Consider the following 15,435-nt stretch of genomic DNA (forward strand, 5'->3'; position numbering starts at 1 on the left):
TTAAGAGGACATCGGCTGTGAATATCAATGCCACCCTCCTCGGCCAAGCAATTGCTTTTTTCTTCTTCGTAGTGTTTTGCATGAAGTACGTATGGCCGCCGCTGATTGCTGCCATCGAAGCCCGTCAGAAAGCTATTGCTGACGGTCTCTCTTCTGCCGAACGTGCCAAGAAAGATCTGGATTTGGCCAAGGCCAACGCCACCGATCAGCTGAAAGAAGCCAAGCTGCAGGCTGCTGAAATCATTGAGCAGGCTAACAAACGTAAAGCCCAGATCATTGATGAAGCTGCCGCTGGTGCCCAATCCGAGCGGGAAAAAATCCTGGCTCAGGGCCGTGCCGAGATCGAAGCTGAACGTCATCGTGCCAAAGAAGAACTGCGTAAGCAGGTTGCTGCTCTTGCCATTGCTGGTGCAGAGAAGATCCTGGCGCGTCAAATCGACCAGGCTGCCAACAGCGACATCGTCGACAAACTGGTAGCAGAACTGTAACGGGAACGGGGCTATGTCTGAACTGACTACAATCGCTCGCCCCTACGCCAAGGCTGCTTTCGAGTTTGCCGTTGAGCACAAGGCGGTTGACCAGTGGCTGGGTATGCTCGGTTTCGCTGCGCAAGTAGTGGAAAACGAGACCATGCACAACCTGGTAAACGGCTCTGTGGCCGCCGAAGAGCTGGCAACGCTGTTTGTCGGTGTCTGCGGTGAGCAACTCGACGTGCATGGCCAGAACCTGATCCGGGTGATGGCCGAGAATGGTCGCTTGGGTGTGCTGCCGGCGGTCGTTGCTGAATTTGTAGCGTTCAAAGCTGAACTGGATAAAGAGGTTCAGGCTGACGTGATTTCGGCGATCGAACTGACCGACCAGCAGAAAGCCAATATTCAGGCTTCTCTGGAACAACGTCTCGCGCGCAAAGTGAAGCTGAATTGCAGCATCGATGCGTCCTTGATGGCCGGGGTGCTCATCAAGGCCGGTGATCTGGTAATCGACGGCACAGTCCGCGGTAAGCTGGATCGCATGGCTGACGCGCTGCAATCTTGATTGGGGTATTAGAGCATGCAACTGAATTCCACTGAAATCGCCGAGCTGATCAAGCAGCGCATTGCGCAGTTTGATGTAAAGAGCGAAGCGCGTAACGAAGGTACTATCGTCTCTGTGAGCGACGGTATCATTCGTATTCACGGCCTGGCTGATGCCATGCAGGGTGAGATGATCGAGCTGCCGGGTAACCGCTACGCTCTGGCATTGAACCTGGAGCGTGACTCCGTCGGTGCGGTGATTATGGGTTCCTATGACGGTCTGTCAGAAGGAATGAAAGTAAAAGGTACTGGCCGTATTCTGGAAGTGCCGGTAGGTCGTGGTCTGTTGGGCCGGGTGTTGAACACCCTGGGTCAGCCGATCGACGGTAAAGGTCCGATCGACAACGACGGCTTCTCGCCGATCGAAGTGATCGCACCGGGCGTTATCGAGCGTAAGTCTGTTGACCAGCCGGTCCAGACCGGTCTGAAAGCCATCGATGCCATGATCCCTATCGGTCGTGGCCAGCGTGAGCTGATCATCGGTGACCGTCAGGTTGGTAAGACCGCCATCGCGATCGACACCATCATCAACCAGAAAGATTCCGGCATTAAGTGTGTCTACGTTGCGATTGGCCAGAAGGCCTCCACCATCGCCAACGTGGTGCGCAAGCTGGAAGAGCACGGCGCCCTGGCCAACACCATCGTGGTTGTTGCCTCTGCCTCCGAAGCGGCTGCCCTGCAGTACCTGGCTCCGTATGCCGGTTGCTCCATGGGTGAGTACTTCCGTGACCGCGGTGAAGACGCGCTGATCATCTATGATGACCTGTCCAAGCAGGCAGTAGCTTATCGCCAGATCTCCCTGCTGCTGCGCCGTCCGCCAGGACGTGAAGCTTACCCGGGTGACGTTTTCTATCTGCACTCCCGTCTGCTGGAGCGTGCTGCTCGCGTTAACGCCGAGTACGTAGAGAAGTTCACCAAGGGTGAAGTGAAAGGCAAAACCGGTTCTTTGACCGCGCTGCCAATCATCGAAACCCAGGCTGGTGACGTATCTGCGTTCGTTCCGACCAACGTGATCTCCATCACCGATGGTCAGATCTTCCTGACTTCACAGCTGTTCAACTCCGGTATTCGTCCGGCGGTTGACCCGGGTATTTCCGTATCCCGTGTTGGTGGTGCTGCTCAGACCAAGATCGTCAAGAAGCTGTCCGGTGGTATCCGTACCGCGCTGGCCCAGTATCGCGAACTGGCTGCATTCGCCCAGTTCTCTTCCGATCTGGACGAGGCGACTCGCAAGCAGCTGGATCACGGTGTGAAAGTGACCGAGCTGATGAAGCAGAAGCAGTACTCTCCGCTGAGCGTGGCTCACCAGTCTCTGGTGCTGTTCGCCGCCGAGAAAGGCTATCTCTCCGATGTCGAGCTGAACAAAATCGTCGACTTCGAAGCCGCTCTGCTCTCTTACGCCAATACCCAGCATGCCGAGCTGATGGCTGAAATCAATGCCAAAGCCGACTACAACGACGCGATCGTTGGCAAGCTGACTGCGTTGCTGGATAGCTTCAAAGCAACCCAGACCTGGTAAGCGTGTGTGGCAGCGTGAGCTGCCACTTGATGGAGAGTAAGAGATGGCCGGCGCAAAAGAGATACGTAACAAGATCGGGAGTGTGAAAAACACTCAGAAGATCACCGGCGCTATGGAAATGGTGGCAGCAAGCAAAATGCGCCGTGCGCAGGAACGCATGTCTGCCAGCCGTCCGTACGCTGAAACCATGCGCAAGGTGATCGGCCATATCGCTCAGGGGAACCTGGAATACAAGCACCCCTACCTCATCGAACGTGAGGTCAAGCGAGTGGGTTACATCGTCGTCTCCACCGACCGTGGCCTGTGTGGCGGTTTGAACATCAACCTGTTCAAGGCTGCCCTCAATGATATGAAGCAATGGAGCGCGAAAGGTGCCAAGGTTGACCTGGCATTGATCGGTAACAAGGCCTCCAACTTCTTTGAACGGCACGGCGCCAAGGTTAAAGCTCATGTCGCAGGACTGGGCGATAGTCCGAGCGTCAATGACCTGATTGGTTCAGTCAAGGTCATGCTGAAGGCTTACGACAACGGTGAGATTGACAAGCTGTATCTGGTGTACAACAAGTTCGTCAACACCATGGTGCAGCAACCACGGGTCGATCAACTGCTGCCTTTGCCCGTAACTGAAGACAGCAAGCTCGCCAAGAAACACCACTGGGATTACCTCTATGAGCCGGATCCCAAGAAGCTGCTGGATACCCTGCTGGTTCGCTACGTCGAATCTCAGGTTTACCAGGGTGTAGTGGAAAACTTGGCAAGTGAACAGGCAGCCCGAATGGTTGCCATGCAAGCCGCGACTGACAACGCCGGTAACCTGATTAACGATCTGCAACTGGTATACAACAAGGCCCGTCAGGCCAGTATTACCCAGGAGCTGACAGAGATCGTATCCGGTGCTGCTGCGGTGTAAGGCAAGGGTTATCAAAGGTTTAGAGGATTTGACATGAGTAACGGTTTCATCGTCCAAATCATCGGCGCTGTGGTGGACATCGAGTTCCCGCAGGATGCCGTGCCCCAGGTGTACGATGCACTGAAGGTCGTTAGCGAAGGTCAAGGCCAGGGTCTGGTGCTGGAAGTTCAGCAGCAGATCGGTGGCGGCGTCGTTCGTTGCATCACCATGGGCTCCTCCGACGGTCTGCGTCGTGGGTTGGAAGTAATGAATAGCGGTAAATCCATTCAGGTGCCGGTCGGTGTATCGACCCTGGGTCGGATCATGAACGTACTGGGCGAGCCAATCGACGAAAAAGGTCCGATCGGTGAAGAAGAGCGTTGGTCTATCCACCGCGCGGCCCCCAGCTACGAAGACCAGTCCAACAGCAACGATCTGCTGGAGACCGGCATCAAGGTTATCGACCTGGTATGCCCGTTCGCCAAGGGTGGTAAAGTGGGTCTGTTCGGTGGTGCCGGTGTAGGCAAAACCGTAAACATGATGGAGCTGATCCGTAACATCGCGATCGAGCACAGTGGTTACTCTGTGTTCGCCGGTGTAGGTGAGCGTACCCGTGAGGGTAACGACTTCTACCACGAGATGATGGAGTCCAACGTACTGGACAAAGTATCTCTGGTTTACGGTCAGATGAACGAGCCGCCCGGAAACCGTCTGCGCGTTGCGCTGACCGGCCTGACCATGGCCGAGAAGTTTCGTGACGAAGGTCGTGACGTGCTGTTCTTCGTGGACAACATCTACCGTTACACCCTGGCCGGTACCGAAGTATCCGCACTGCTGGGCCGTATGCCTTCCGCAGTAGGTTACCAGCCGACCCTGGCCGAGGAGATGGGTGTTCTGCAGGAACGTATCACCTCCACCAAGACCGGTTCTATCACCTCCGTACAGGCCGTTTACGTTCCTGCGGATGACTTGACTGACCCGTCTCCGGCGACCACCTTCGCCCACCTGGATGCGACCGTCGTACTGTCCCGTCAAATCGCGGCACTGGGTATCTACCCGGCCGTTGACCCGCTGGACTCTACCTCTCGTCAGCTGGATCCGCTGGTGGTTGGCAAAGAGCACTACGAGACAGCTCGTGGCGTTCAGACCGTACTGCAGCGCTACAAAGAGCTGAAGGACATCATCGCCATCCTGGGTATGGATGAACTGTCAGAAGAAGACAAACTGACCGTAGCCCGTGCCCGTAAGATCGAGCGTTTCCTGTCCCAGCCGTTCTTCGTAGCAGAAGTGTTTACCGGTTCTCCGGGTAAATACGTGCCGCTGAAAGAGACCATCCGTGGTTTCCAGGGCATCCTGAAAGGCGAGTATGACGATCTGCCCGAGCAGGCGTTCTACATGGTTGGCGGTATCGACGAAGTCGTCGAGAAATCCAAGAAACTGTAAGCCTCGACAGGAGGGCCCATGGCAGAGATGATCTCCTTTCACCTGGACGTGGTGAGCGCCGAAGGAAAACTGTTTTCCGGTCGCGTGCAATCCGCTCAGGTATCAGGCTCCGAAGGTGAGTTGGGTCTCCGCCACGGTCATGCTCCGTTGCTGACTGCCATCAAGCCGGGCCTGGTCCGCTTGGTGAAGCAGAATGGAACTGAAGAGGTGCTGTACATCTCCGGCGGTATGCTGGAAGTACAACCTGAATCCGTGACCGTGCTGGCGGACACCGCGATTCGTGCTGACGACTTGGATGAGGCGAAAGCCCAGGAAGCCAAGCGCGCAGCCGAAGAGCGGATCCACAGCTCCCATGGTGATATCGACTACGCCCAGGCCGCTACCGAGCTGGCCAAGGCGATGGCTCAACTGCGAGTCATCGATATCGTCAAAAAGAATTACCGCTAATAACGGTGATGTAAAAAGCGACCTTCGGGTCGCTTTTTTTTTACTCGTTCGATAGACTCCGCCGAGTATTTCCACACAAGTTCAAGGTCGAAGTCATGTCTCTCAACGTCGTGATCCTGGCGGCGGGTAAAGGTACCCGCATGCGTTCCGTTCTGCCCAAGGTACTGCACCCGGTAGCCAACAAACCCATGGTTTCCCATGTGATCGATACCGCCCGTCAGGTCGGCGCCGAGCAGCTGCATCTGGTTTATGGCCACGGTGCCGAGCTGCTGAAAGAGCGGATCGTGGCGGCCGACGTGAACTGGGTGCTGCAGGCGCAGCAGCTGGGAACCGGTCACGCCGTCGCCCAGGCCATCCCGTTCTGGAAGGATGAAGACGACGTGCTGGTGCTGTACGGCGATACCCCGCTGATCCAGCCAGAGACCCTGCAACGACTGCTGGCTGCCAAGGCAAGCGATGGCATGGCCCTGCTGACCGTGGTGCTGGACAACCCCACCGGCTATGGCCGCATCGTCCGCGAAAACGGTCAGGTGGTCGGCATCGTCGAGCAGAAAGATGCCAACGCCGAGCAGCTCACCATCCGCGAAGTGAACACCGGCGTGCTGGTGGCCAACGGCGGTCAGCTGCGCAGCTGGCTGTCGCGTCTGGACAACAAGAATGCCCAGGGCGAATTCTACCTCACCGACGTGATCGCCATGGCGCACGGCGATGGCTGCCCGATCGCGGCGGTCCATCCGGAGCGTGCCGCCGAGGTGGAAGGGGCCAACAACCGGGTGCAGCTGGCTGCCCTTGAGCGCAGCTACCAGCAGATGCAGGCCGAGAAGCTGATGATCGCCGGTGTCACCCTGATCGACCCGGCCCGCTTCGATCTGCGCGGAACCCTTGAGAGCGGTGAAGAGGTGGTGATCGACGTCAACGTCATCATCGAAGGCAAGGTAACCCTCGGCAACCACGTCCGTATCGGTGCCGGTGCCGTGCTGAAGGATTGCGTCATTGGCGATCACACCGAAGTGAAGCCCTACTCCATCGTTGAAGGGGCTCAGGTGGCTGATCAGTGCTCGGTCGGCCCGTTTGCCCGTCTGCGTCCGGGCGCGGTGCTGGAGCAGGATGCCCACGTCGGCAACTTCGTCGAGATGAAGAAGGCCCGTCTGGGGGTTGGCTCCAAGTGTGGTCACCTCACCTATCTGGGGGATGCCGAGGTGGGTGCCAAGGTGAATATCGGTGCCGGTACCATCACCTGCAACTACGACGGCGTGAACAAGTTCCAGACCATCATCGAGGATGATGTGTTTGTTGGTTCCGATACCCAGCTGGTGGCGCCGGTGCGTATCGGCAAGGGCGCGACTCTGGGGGCGGGTTCCACCATCACCAAGGATGTGGCCGAGAATGAGCTGGTGATCACCCGGGTGCCACAGCGTCACATCAAAAACTGGGCTCGCCCGGTCAAGAAGAAGTGATGCCCGATCAATAAAATAGAACCGGCGCCTGATGGCGCCGGTTTTTTTTGGCTTATCACTGATGGCTGGGGTCACTGCTCGATGGCTGGGGGGCCGCCCATGTGGTGGTGGGGGCGCTGTAGTCCATCACCTGATACCAGTCGAGCTTGCGGGTCAGCAGCATGATCAGCGCCAGGGTGGCGAACAGCAGCAGGGCACCGAGCAGCAAGGCGATCTCTTCGGCCTGCAGCAGGCTGTAGAGGATGGCATAGACCAGCCCGAGCAGTGCCGCGAAACCGAGCCCCTGCTTCGGGCCGCCCAGCACATGGCTGAGGTAGAAGCCGTTGAGCAGCACGCTGGCCAGCGCGGCCACCAGATAAGCCCAGCCAAAACCGAGGTGTTCGGTCAGCGCCAGCAGAACCAGATAGAAGATGGCCAGCCCCATGCCCACCAGCGCGTACTGGATCGGGTGGACCCGCAGCCCCTTGAGCAGCTCGAACATGAAGAAGCTGATAAAGGTGAGGCCGATAAACAGCAGGGCATATTTGGCCGCCCGCTCGTTGAGCTGATAGTGATCCACCGGCTGCACCAGACTGACGCTGAAGCTGGAGAGATTGCTATCGCCCCCGTTCATCATCCGGTTGAAGCGGGTCTCCATGTCGCTGGCAAACCAGCTGGTTTGCCAGTTGGCCTCAAACCCTTGCGGGCTCAGGGTGCGACTGCCCGGCAGAAAGTCGCCGATAAAGTTGGGATGGGGCCAGTTGCCCGCCAGCAGCAGGGTGCTCTCCTTGCCCAGCGGCACTATGTCGAGGGCATTCATCCCCTGCAGATTCAGCTCCAGATGAAAGGTGCCATCCTGCTGCGGCAGGCTGTCGAGCGGGGCATGGATACCCGCCAGCGCGTCACCGAGGCGGGCGCCGGGGGCAAACGGGATCCGCTGGGTGCCGAGTTGCAGTTCGGGGACGCTGTTGATACCGCGGGCATCGGAGAGCACCAGACTCAGGTAGGGTTTGCCCGCCACCAGCTCGGCCGCTTCATCAAGCGGTGGGGTCGCGTTATCCAGCAGATTCTGTCGGGTAGGCAAGCGGCCGGAGAGGGTGAGCCGGGTCTGATAGACCTGCGCCTGATAGATGCCCAGCTTGCGCGGGGTGACCTCCATGTTGGCCTTGATATCCAGCTGCTCCGGCAGCAGGTAGCGGTAGACCTGCTCTTGACGGACGAAGCGCTTGCCCTCCTGTTCGACCGTCATCGAGCGGGTATAAGGCTGCACCAGGATGGGTCCCATCAGTCGCTGCGGGCCGCTGCTGCTGGCCATGATGCTGTGAATGGCCTGACTGCGGTAAGCCTGACGCTCCCGGTTCAGCTCCATGATGGATTGCACCGGTACCATCAACAGCAAGCTGAGCAACAGCAGCAGAAAGATCTTGTGGGTGAATATCTGTTTGACCATGACACGTCTCCTTGTTGGATGGAGCGAGTCTGTCTGCTCGACGTGAAGTGGTGATGGGCTTGTGTGAAGTGGTGGTGAAGGGGGATAAAAAAACCGGCATTGCGCCGGTTTCTGGAGGAGTTACAGGGTCTTCAGTTTCCCGGGCAGGGCGGCCAGCACCTCTTCTTTCGCCTTAAGGGAGGCGAACTGCTTGCCGGGCTTTTGCACCACGGTATGGACGAAGATCAGCTGCTTGCCCGGTTTGCTGGCCCAGCCGACGAACCAGCCGATCTGCTGATCGCGGTTGAGGCTGCCATCCAGCTTCTTCGGGTAGCCCATGCCGGTCTTGCCGTGGATCTGCCAGCCGTCGATCTCGCTCACCTTGAGGATATTGGCGGTGTACTGCAGGGTCTGCGCCGAGACCGGCAGCTTGCCGCTCACCATCTTGCCGAGGAAGCGGGCCTGCTCCTCCGGGCTGATGGCAAGGCTGGAGCTTAGCCAGGCCTGGGTCAGGCCGTCATGCTTGCCCGGATTGCCGGATAGATCCCGGTTGCCGTAGTCGAAGCGGTCGACGTATTGCTGGAAGCGTTCCATCCCCAGCCATTCGGTGATCTGCTGGGAGAACCAGACCACCGAGTAGGTTTCCCAGCGGCGCGGCGTGGTGGTTTCGCGCCAGGCGGGCAGCCAGTCGTCGTAACCCGGTTTGAAGGGCAGCGCCGGATGCTCTTCATCCACCAGAAAACCGCTGTCGTAACCCATCAGCGCCAACGGGATCTTGAAGGTGGACGCGGGCGGCAGCTGGCTGGAGCAGTCCCCTTCGCTGGAGAGGGTCTGGCCGTTGCCGTCAGCATAGAGAAAGCAGCCGCTGGCGGCGGAGGCAGGCAGGGCTGCGAGCAGACCGGTAGCCAGCAGGCTGGAGAGAAGCAGGCGGGACATAGCATTTCCTTGAGCAAATGGATGAGAGAAAGCGGCAGTCTAATGCCGCTTTGTGTGGGGAATGTGAAGTTGCGGGGGGCTAGGCGAACGGCAGCCAGAGTTCCGCCAGCGCGCCCCCTTCCGGCCGGTTGCTCAGGGTCAGACGGCCGCCATGCTGGTGGGCTACCTCATGGGCGAAGCTGAGCCCCAGACCGCTGCTCTTGCCCTTGTCCGGTCGTGGCAGGGAGTAGAAGCGTTCGAAGATGCGCGGCAATGCGTAGTCGGGGATGCCGGGGCCGCTGTCGGTGACCCGAAAACAGTAGCCCTCCTCCTGCTGGCTGCCGCTCAGGGTGACCTGCCCGTTGGCGGGAGAGAAGTCGATGGCGTTATCCAGCAGGTTGCCGATGGCCTGCTCCACCAGCAGCGGGTCCCACTTCTGTTTCGGCGCGCTGGCCAGTTCGGCCACCAACTCGACCTGGCGGCGCTGGGCAATGATCTGGCGAGCATCGAGGGTGCGCTTGCCCAGTTTTGCCGGTTCCACCGACTGGCGATCCAACCCCTGCCCCGACTCCAGTCGCGCCAGTTGCAGCATTCGCTCGATCAGCTGCTGCATGCGGGCGGTTTCCAGATTGATGTTGCCGATAAAGCGTTTGGCCACCTCGGGGGGCGGCGTTTCGGCCAAAATCTCCCCTGCCCCGCGAATGGCGGCCAGCGGGCTCTTCAGCTCGTGGGTCAGGCTGTGGACGTAGTCCTCGATGTAGCTTTTGCCATCGAGCTGGTGGCGCATGGTCTCCAGCGAACGGCCGAGCCGATCCAGTTCGACGGTGTGCAGCCGTGGCAGCGGTGCCGCCTCCCCCTTGCTGACCGAGTCGGCATAGTGCACCAGCTTGCCGATAGCGCGGTTTAGCCACCACACCAGCAGGCTGCCTATCAGCAGCGAGATGAGCAGCATCTGGCCGCCGGCTCGCAGCAGCTCCTGCTCCCCGCGTTCGATGGCGGGCATCAGGGTGCGGTTCGGTTTGGCGACGGTGAGGGAGCCGATGATCTCGGCTCCTTCCCGCAGCGGGGCCGCCACATACATGGTCGAGCTGGCGGCATCGTCGGGATCGGTGCGGGTGCTGCGGGCACCATACTGGCCGCGCAGGGTACGGTAGACATCGTTCCAGCGCGAATAGTCCTTGCCCAGATCCGTGCCGTCGGAGTCGTAAATCACCATACCCTGCCGGTCAGTGACATAGATGCGGTACTCCGCCTGCTGCTTGAGGTGGCCGTCGATCATCGCATTGATGGGATTCTGGTTGAGGCGGGCGAAGGCGCTGGCTAGCCGCCCGTTCATCATATTGCCCTCTTGCAGATCATCGAGGGCGAGCGGCGCCAGCAGCTGGGTCATGTCTACCAGAGTATCCTCAGTGGCGCTGCGCACCCCGGGTTTTATCTCCTCGACGAAGATCTCCAGCACGAACCAGGCGGCTAGCGCGAAGATCAGCAGCAGGCCGCACAGCAGTTGCAGCCCGAGTCTCATGCCAGCTCCAGGCTGTAGCCCAACCCGCGGTGGGTGAGGATCAGGTTGGCCTCGGGATCATGCTCGCGCAGCTTGGCGCGGATGGTCTTGATATGGGTATCGACGGTGCGATCCAGACTCTCTTCTGCATCCTGCCACACCAGATCCATCAGCTGCTGGCGGGAGTAGACCCGCCCCGGCGCCTGCATCAGGGTCTTGAGCAGCAGATATTCGTAGCGGGTGAGGGCCAGCGGTTGGCCGCGAAAGTGAATGCGGGCCCGCTCCTCATCCAGCACCAGCAGGGCGCTGGGTTGGGGGGCGACAGGTTGGCTGCGGCGCAGGATGACCCGCACCCGGGCGCACACTTCCCGTGGCGAGAAGGGTTTGGCCACATAGTCGTCGGCCCCGATCTCCAGCCCGATCAGCCGGTCTATCTCCTCGCTGCGGGCGGTGAGGAACATCAGGGGAATATCGGTCAGCGCCCTCACCTGCTTGCAGAGTTCGAAACCGCTGATGTCGGGCAGCCCCACATCGAGGATCAGGAAGTCTGGTCGCGTCTGTTCCAGTCGTGTCAGCAACTGTTGGCCCAACATGAACCACTCCACCTCGAACCCGTCGGTCTGCAGGGCATAAATCAGGGTGTCGGCGATGCTGGCCTCATCCTCCACCAGCCAGATGACTCTCTTTTGCATGGCATCCTCGTCGCAAATTGGCACCCCATTCTGGCATCGAACCAAATCGGATCCTATTTGCTGTTTTATTTTTCCGAAAAAGGGGCTAATATTTCGATGTTCTTTCGAATCGAAACTTAAAAATGACCAAACGTAATACTCAACAACGCCGACACACCATAGTGACCCTGGTACAAGAGCAGGGTGAAGTGAGCGTCGACGCCCTCGCCAAACACTTTTCTACCTCCGAAGTGACCATCCGTAAAGATCTGGCGGTACTGGAGACCGGCGGTCTGCTGCTGCGCCGTTACGGTGGTGCTGTCCCTTTGCCGAGCGAGATGGTGGTCGAGGTCAACCCTGAACAAGTTTCGAACCGAAAGTTAGCCATTGCCCGTGCGGCGGCCGAGCGGCTGCGTGATCACAACCGCGTCATCATCGACAGCGGCAGCACCACCAGCGCCATGATCCCCATGCTGGGCAACAAGCGCGGCCTCATCGTGATGACCAACTCCCTCAATGTGGCCGGAGCCCTGCGCGAGCTGGAAAATGAGCCTACCCTGTTAATGACCGGTGGCACTTGGGACCCTCACTCCGAATCCTTCCAGGGGCAGGTGGCGGAACAGGTGCTGCGCTCCTACGACTTCGACCAGCTCTTTATCGGTGCCGACGGTATCGACCCGGAACGTGGCACCACCACCTTCAACGAGCTGGTTGGCCTGTCGCGGGTCATGGCCGAGGTATCGCGGGAGGTCATTGTGATGGTCGAATCGGAAAAGATCGGCCGCAAGATCCCCAATCTCGAACTTCCCTGGTCGAGCATCCATACCCTGGTGACCGACGAGGGGCTGGCCAGCGAGGCCAGAGAACAGATTCAAGCCCAGGGGGTGACGCTTATCTGCACCCCGGTCACTTGCTGACATCGAGCTCTGAACCATCCAACTGACTTTACGATTTGCATCTCAAGGAGAAGTGTATGTGTGGCATCGTCGGGGCTGTTGCCCAACGTGATGTGGCTGAAATTCTGGTAGAGGGCCTGCGCCGTCTGGAGTACCGCGGTTATGACTCTGCCGGTGTGGCCGTGTTCAGCGCCAACCAGCCGTTGCAGCGGGTTCGCCGTCTGGGCAAGGTGGCCGAGCTGGCCAAGGCGCTTGACGAGCAGTCCGTCCACGGCGGCACCGGCATCGCCCATACCCGCTGGGCCACTCACGGCGAGCCTTCCGAGCGCAATGCCCACCCCCACGTCTCCGAGCATATCGTGGTGGTGCACAACGGCATTATCGAGAACCACGAAGAGCTGCGGGAAGAGTTGAAGGCGCTGGGTTATGTGTTCAGCTCCGACACCGATACCGAGGTGATTGCCCATTTGGTCCATCACGAGCTGAAGAGCGCCGGTAGCCTGCTGGCCGCCATGCAGACTGCGGTGAAGCAGCTGCGCGGTGCCTACGGTACCGTGGTGATGGACGGCCGCGACGACAGCCGCGTGGTGGTGGCCCGCTCCGGTTCACCGCTGGTGATCGGCCGCGGTATCGGCGAGAACTTTATCGCCTCCGACCAGATGGCGCTGCTGCCGGTGACCCGTCGTTTCATCTTCCTGGAAGAGGGTGATGTGGCCGAAGTGACCCGCCGTGACGTGCATATCTTCGATACCAACGGCAACGCCGTGGTGCGCGAAGAGCAGGAGTCCGAACTCTCCCACGATGCCGGTGACAAGGGCGAATACCGTCACTACATGCTCAAAGAGATCCACGAGCAGCCCAAAGCGATCACCAACACCCTGGAAGGGCGTCTGGGCAGCGATCACGTGGTGGTCGAATCGTTCGGCAACGGCGCTCGCGCCATCTTTGACAAGGTCGAGCACGTGCAGATCGTCGCCTGCGGCACCTCCTATCACTCCGGCATGGTGGCTCGCTACTGGTTCGAAGAGATCGCTGGCGTCTCCTGCGATGTGGAGATCGCCTCCGAGTTCCGCTATCGCAAATCGGTAGTGCGCCCCAACAGCCTGCTGGTGACCCTCTCCCAGAGCGGCGAGACCGCCGATACCCTGGCGGCGCTGCGTCTGGCCAAGGAATCCGGCTACATGAGCTCGCTGGCTATCTGCAACGTGCCGGGCTCCTCGCTGGTGCGTGAATCGGATCTGGCCTTTATGACCCGCGCGGGGGCAGAAATTGGTGTGGCCTCCACCAAGGCATTCACCACCCAGCTGGCTGGCCTGCTGATGCTGGTGGCCTCGGTCGGTCACTGCCGTGGTCACCTGAGCGCCGCCGCCGAGGCCGAACTGGTCAAGGCGCTGCAAGCCCTGCCGCTGCGTATTAAAGAGAGCCTGGCGCTGGCCAAGGATATCGAAACCCTGGCCGAAGAGTTTGCCGACAAGCAGCACAGCCTGTTCCTCGGCCGTGGCAGCCAGTACCCCATCGCCATGGAAGGGGCACTCAAGCTCAAAGAGATCTCCTACATCCACGCCGAAGCCTATGCCGCTGGCGAACTGAAGCACGGCCCGCTGGCGCTGATCGATGCCGAGATGCCCATCATTGTGGTGGCGCCGAACAACGATCTGCTGGAGAAGCTCAAGTCCAACGTGGAAGAGGTGCGCGCCCGTGGCGGTATCCTCTACGTGTTCGCCGATGCCGATACCGGCTTCAAGAGCGACGAGACCATGCGGGTCATGAACCTCAACCACGTGGAAGAGGTGATCGCCCCCATCGTCTATACCGTGCCGCTGCAGCTGCTCTCCTACCACGTTGCCCTGATCAAGGGCACCGACGTCGACCAGCCGCGAAACTTGGCAAAATCGGTGACCGTTGAGTAAGTCACTTTTGATAAGTCACTTTCTTGTATTCGAGTAATAAAGTTGGATGCCAGGTAATATAGTTGGATACTAAGTAATAAAGTTGAATACCAAAGCCGCCCTAGCTAAGCTTAATTTATGAGCAATGGCTGGGCGGTTTTTTCATGGCTGGGAAAAAGTACGTCAATACCGTGTTGCAGAATCAGAAGTGGCTACGTGAAGGGAGAGGTAGTGGCCATGGTTCTGATTACAAACCATGGTTAACCGTTAGAGACCTATCCTCTCAAGGTCGTTCACATCGTGTCTTTGGCCATAAATCGCAACGAACCCACCATTTGCTGTCAGATCTGGAGTTGGCCGTATTCTTGCTTTTGGAGTGGAGTCGTTCAACGGTAGATATTCGTGAGCAATTTCCTCTTCGGTTGGAAGATACCAAGGGACTGGCTTTGGAGTCCGGGATAGATCACCCATCCGTTCGCGGCGTTCTCCAAGTGATGAGTTCAGATTTTCTCGTCAACACCACAGACACCAGTCAACCCAAATTCGCATTGCAAGCCAAGTATGCTGAAGCACTGAGTGATACCAGAACCATTGAGAAATTGGAGCTGGAACGACGCTATTGGTTACAAAAAGGAATTCCTTGGTGGCTAATCACGGAGAAGGACATTCCCAGCGTGGTTACGAAAAACATCAGTTGGCTCTATCCGGCACAACGGGATGAGATAGAAATTGATGTCCTGGTGGAGCGAGCGGCGTTCTATCAGCATCACTTTCAGAATGATCCAGAGAGAAGCGTAATTGAGATGGCCAAACAGCTGGATACGGCCTACCAGCAACCCATGGGGCAATCATTGTTGGAGATTAGACAGCTGCTGGCTCAGCGCTGGTTTCTGTTCGACATCTTGACGCCAGTGACCAAGTTGAAAGCCGGGGATTTGCAGTTGGAGAATATTGAGGCGATGTCGGGGGCGTTACGTGTTTCGAATCAATGAAGTTATCAGCGTTGAAGGGATTACCTACCGCATTCTTGCTGAACAGCTGGATGAAATAGTCTGGATTTCTCTGGATGACGAGGCTGCGTTTCCTTCCGTGATCGCGCGACAGGTATTGCTAGACGCTATCGATAACGAAGTGTTGCTGCGGATCGAAGACCCCTATGCCAAGCTTTACTATGCACAGCCTGATGAAGGGACAAAGGCAGGAGAGCTGCGTGATAAAAATTATCAACTTATTCAACCCCTAATATCCAATCCGGAGTGCATGTTTCCTAGAGCAAGGAACAGGGTTGTAAATAAAATTATTGCCACACAGGCTACAACCAAAAAAA

The 15,435-nt window shown here is 58.5% G+C and carries 14 protein-coding genes and 1 pseudogene; 11 read left to right on the forward strand and 4 right to left on the reverse strand.

Annotation, left to right across the window (positions count from 1 at the left end; translation table 11 throughout):
• The first annotated feature begins 17 nt into the window (after positions 1-17).
• The 7 genes from atpF (at position 18) to glmU (ending at position 6,828) form a co-directional block, all read left to right on the forward strand.
• Entirely contained in the window at positions 18-488 is a 471-nt protein-coding gene (atpF, locus tag DBR30_RS02535; RefSeq protein ID WP_005339336.1) for a F0F1 ATP synthase subunit B, read from the forward strand.
• 13 nt (positions 489-501) lie between these two features.
• Positions 502-1,035 carry a F0F1 ATP synthase subunit delta gene (atpH, locus tag DBR30_RS02540; RefSeq protein ID WP_005339341.1) on the forward strand — a complete coding sequence of 178 codons (534 nt, stop codon included), beginning with the start codon at positions 502-504 and terminating at the stop codon, positions 1,033-1,035.
• A gap of 15 nt (positions 1,036-1,050) precedes the next feature.
• Positions 1,051-2,592: a F0F1 ATP synthase subunit alpha gene (atpA, locus tag DBR30_RS02545; protein ID WP_005339342.1), complete on the forward strand. Its 1,542-nt coding sequence runs from the start codon at positions 1,051-1,053 to the stop codon at positions 2,590-2,592.
• Between the two features lie 43 nt (positions 2,593-2,635).
• Positions 2,636-3,502, forward strand: coding sequence for a F0F1 ATP synthase subunit gamma (gene atpG / locus DBR30_RS02550; RefSeq protein WP_005339343.1), 867 nt, complete (start codon positions 2,636-2,638; stop codon positions 3,500-3,502).
• A gap of 33 nt (positions 3,503-3,535) precedes the next feature.
• Positions 3,536-4,924, forward strand: coding sequence for a F0F1 ATP synthase subunit beta (gene atpD, locus DBR30_RS02555; protein ID WP_108588174.1), 1,389 nt, complete (start codon positions 3,536-3,538; stop codon positions 4,922-4,924).
• Positions 4,925-4,942: 18 nt separating this feature from the next.
• Positions 4,943-5,371 carry a F0F1 ATP synthase subunit epsilon gene (locus tag DBR30_RS02560; RefSeq protein ID WP_005339345.1) on the forward strand — a complete coding sequence of 143 codons (429 nt, stop codon included), beginning with the start codon at positions 4,943-4,945 and terminating at the stop codon, positions 5,369-5,371.
• 95 nt (positions 5,372-5,466) lie between these two features.
• Positions 5,467-6,828 carry a bifunctional UDP-N-acetylglucosamine diphosphorylase/glucosamine-1-phosphate N-acetyltransferase GlmU gene (gene glmU / locus DBR30_RS02565; RefSeq protein WP_108540604.1) on the forward strand — a complete coding sequence of 454 codons (1,362 nt, stop codon included), beginning with the start codon at positions 5,467-5,469 and terminating at the stop codon, positions 6,826-6,828.
• Between the two features lie 55 nt (positions 6,829-6,883).
• On the opposite strand, the gene creD is transcribed toward glmU, so the two are convergent.
• From creD to blrA, 4 genes are all read right to left on the reverse strand, one after another.
• Positions 6,884-8,257 (reverse strand): cell envelope integrity protein CreD, encoded by a 1,374-nt coding sequence (gene creD / locus DBR30_RS02570; protein ID WP_108540602.1) that lies wholly within the window; start codon positions 8,255-8,257, stop codon positions 6,884-6,886.
• Between the two features lie 120 nt (positions 8,258-8,377).
• Positions 8,378-9,172, reverse strand: coding sequence for an OXA-12 family class D beta-lactamase (blaOXA, locus tag DBR30_RS02575; protein ID WP_108540599.1), 795 nt, complete (start codon positions 9,170-9,172; stop codon positions 8,378-8,380).
• Positions 9,173-9,251: 79 nt separating this feature from the next.
• Entirely contained in the window at positions 9,252-10,673 is a 1,422-nt protein-coding gene (gene blrB / locus DBR30_RS02580; RefSeq protein ID WP_108540597.1) for a beta-lactam sensor histidine kinase BlrB, read from the reverse strand.
• A complete protein-coding gene (gene blrA, locus DBR30_RS02585) occupies positions 10,670-11,344 on the reverse strand; it encodes a beta-lactam response regulator transcription factor BlrA (protein WP_033138557.1) in 675 nt (224 codons plus the stop codon). Before blrA ends, blrB begins: the two co-directional genes overlap by 4 nt.
• 122 nt (positions 11,345-11,466) lie before the next feature.
• Here blrA and DBR30_RS02590 point away from each other — a divergent pair, with 122 nt between their 5' ends.
• The 4 genes and pseudogenes from DBR30_RS02590 to DBR30_RS02605 form a co-directional block, all read left to right on the forward strand.
• Positions 11,467-12,240, forward strand: a complete 774-nt coding sequence (locus tag DBR30_RS02590; RefSeq protein ID WP_108540594.1) for a DeoR/GlpR family DNA-binding transcription regulator — start codon at positions 11,467-11,469, stop codon at positions 12,238-12,240.
• A 56-nt stretch (positions 12,241-12,296) separates the two neighbouring features.
• Positions 12,297-14,129: a glutamine--fructose-6-phosphate transaminase (isomerizing) gene (gene glmS, locus DBR30_RS02595; RefSeq protein WP_108540591.1), complete on the forward strand. Its 1,833-nt coding sequence runs from the start codon at positions 12,297-12,299 to the stop codon at positions 14,127-14,129.
• Positions 14,130-14,272: 143 nt separating this feature from the next.
• The gene (locus DBR30_RS02600; protein WP_258224260.1) at positions 14,273-15,100 is read left to right on the forward strand and encodes a TnsA endonuclease C-terminal domain-containing protein; all 828 of its coding nucleotides are present in this window, start codon (positions 14,273-14,275) and stop codon (positions 15,098-15,100) included.
• Positions 15,084-15,435, forward strand: a pseudogene (locus DBR30_RS02605) (transposase); the annotation flags it as partial. The gene DBR30_RS02600 and the pseudogene DBR30_RS02605, both read left to right, overlap by 17 nt.

The organism is Aeromonas sp. HMWF017, assembly GCF_003061465.1.
Lineage (GTDB): Bacteria > Pseudomonadota > Gammaproteobacteria > Enterobacterales > Aeromonadaceae > Aeromonas > Aeromonas veronii.

Coding starts and splice junctions, on each gene's coding strand:
- atpH (WP_005339341.1), top strand. CDS start 502: ATGTCTGAACTGACTACAATCGCTCGCCCCTACGCCAAGGCTGCTTTC.
- atpA (WP_005339342.1), top strand. CDS start 1,051: ATGCAACTGAATTCCACTGAAATCGCCGAGCTGATCAAGCAGCGCATT.
- atpG (WP_005339343.1), top strand. CDS start 2,636: ATGGCCGGCGCAAAAGAGATACGTAACAAGATCGGGAGTGTGAAAAAC.
- atpD (WP_108588174.1), top strand. CDS start 3,536: ATGAGTAACGGTTTCATCGTCCAAATCATCGGCGCTGTGGTGGACATC.
- DBR30_RS02560 (WP_005339345.1), top strand. CDS start 4,943: ATGGCAGAGATGATCTCCTTTCACCTGGACGTGGTGAGCGCCGAAGGA.
- glmU (WP_108540604.1), top strand. CDS start 5,467: ATGTCTCTCAACGTCGTGATCCTGGCGGCGGGTAAAGGTACCCGCATG.
- creD (WP_108540602.1), bottom strand. CDS start 8,257: ATGGTCAAACAGATATTCACCCACAAGATCTTTCTGCTGCTGTTGCTC.
- blaOXA (WP_108540599.1), bottom strand. CDS start 9,172: ATGTCCCGCCTGCTTCTCTCCAGCCTGCTGGCTACCGGTCTGCTCGCA.
- blrB (WP_108540597.1), bottom strand. CDS start 10,673: ATGAGACTCGGGCTGCAACTGCTGTGCGGCCTGCTGCTGATCTTCGCG.
- blrA (WP_033138557.1), bottom strand. CDS start 11,344: ATGCAAAAGAGAGTCATCTGGCTGGTGGAGGATGAGGCCAGCATCGCC.
- DBR30_RS02590 (WP_108540594.1), top strand. CDS start 11,467: ATGACCAAACGTAATACTCAACAACGCCGACACACCATAGTGACCCTG.
- glmS (WP_108540591.1), top strand. CDS start 12,297: ATGTGTGGCATCGTCGGGGCTGTTGCCCAACGTGATGTGGCTGAAATT.
- DBR30_RS02600 (WP_258224260.1), top strand. CDS start 14,273: ATGGCTGGGAAAAAGTACGTCAATACCGTGTTGCAGAATCAGAAGTGG.